Genomic DNA, 1,186 nt, shown 5'->3' on the forward strand with positions numbered 1-1,186 from the left:
GGATTCTCCGATCAAGTCAGCACAGGTCATCTGACCTGTGCTGAAATAGCCCTCCTTCCAACTGTCCTCTACAAGCCCGCCATTCCATGAGCCAGATGAGCTTTTCCGATTTCGAGTACGCCGGTAAGCGCAAGCAAACCCGTCGCGAGCGTTTCCTGGCCGAGATGGAGCAGGTGGTGCCGTGGAGCGGGTTGGTGGCGTTGATCGAGCCGTATTACCCAAAGGCTGGCGGTGGCCGCAAGCCGTATCCACTGGAAACCATGCTGCGCATTCACCTGTTGCAGAACTGGTTCTCGTTGAGTGATCCCGCCATGGAAGAGGCGCTGTACGAGATTACTTCGATGCGCCAGTTTGCTCGTCTGACGCTCAGCGCTCCGATCCCCGAAGACACGACAATCATGAATTTCCGGCACCTGCTGGAGAAGCATCAGTTGGCGGTGGGCATTCTGGAAACCATCAACAACTACCTGCGAGACAAGGGCCTGTCGTTGCGCCAGGGCACCATCGTCGACGCCACTATCATCCATGCACCCAGTTCGACCAAGAACAAGGAAGGCAAACGCGATCCTGAAATGCACCAGACGAAGAAAGGCAACCAGTACTTCTTCGGTATGAAAGCGCACATCGGAGCCGACGCAGAATCGGGCCTGGTACATCATGTTCATGGCACCGCCGCCAACGTGGCTGACGTGACGGAGGTTGCCCATCTGTTGCACGGTGGCGAGAACGTTGTCTGTGCTGACGCGGGTTACACCGGCGTAGAGAAACGGCCAGAGCATGAGGGCCGGCCAGTGATCTGGCGGATCGCTGCGCGACGTAGCACCTACAAGCATTTGAGCAAACGCAGTGCGCTGTACAAGGCCAGGCGCAAGATTGAGAAGGCCAAAGCCCAGATACGTGCGAAGGTCGAGCATCCGTTTCGGGTGATCAAGCGTCAGTTCGGTTATGTGAAGACCCGCTTCCGTGGCCTGGCCAAGAATACGGCGCAATTGACCACCCTGTTCGCGTTGTCGAATCTGTGGATGGTACGCCGGCAATTATTGCCTGCTGCGGGAGAGGTACGCCCGTGAGGGCAGAAAACCAAGGCTATGCCTTGGTTTTCCAATAATCAGCGGCTGAAAATCGGAGTTTTCGGCATCTCCAAGCCGTCCATTTCCGACTGGTGGGTAACTTGCTCGGAGTTTCC

General features: G+C 56.7%; 1 protein-coding gene. It reads left to right on the top strand.

Going from position 1 to position 1,186, the window contains the following annotated elements:
* Positions 1–86 precede the first annotated feature (86 nt).
* The gene (locus ACI2KK_RS28950; RefSeq protein ID WP_404671644.1) at positions 87–1,070 is read left to right on the top strand and encodes an IS5 family transposase; all 984 of its coding nucleotides are present in this window, start codon (positions 87–89) and stop codon (positions 1,068–1,070) included.
* The last annotated feature ends 116 nt before the right edge of the window (positions 1,071–1,186 follow it).

This window comes from Pseudomonas sp. NPDC089406, assembly GCF_044900265.1.
Classification (GTDB): Bacteria; Pseudomonadota; Gammaproteobacteria; order Pseudomonadales; family Pseudomonadaceae; genus Aquipseudomonas; species Aquipseudomonas fakonensis.

Bases quoted from the DNA above. Each gene is read 5' to 3' on its own strand.
- ACI2KK_RS28950 (WP_404671644.1), top strand. From the start codon at position 87: ATGAGCCAGATGAGCTTTTCCGATTTCGAGTACGCCGGTAAGCGCAAG.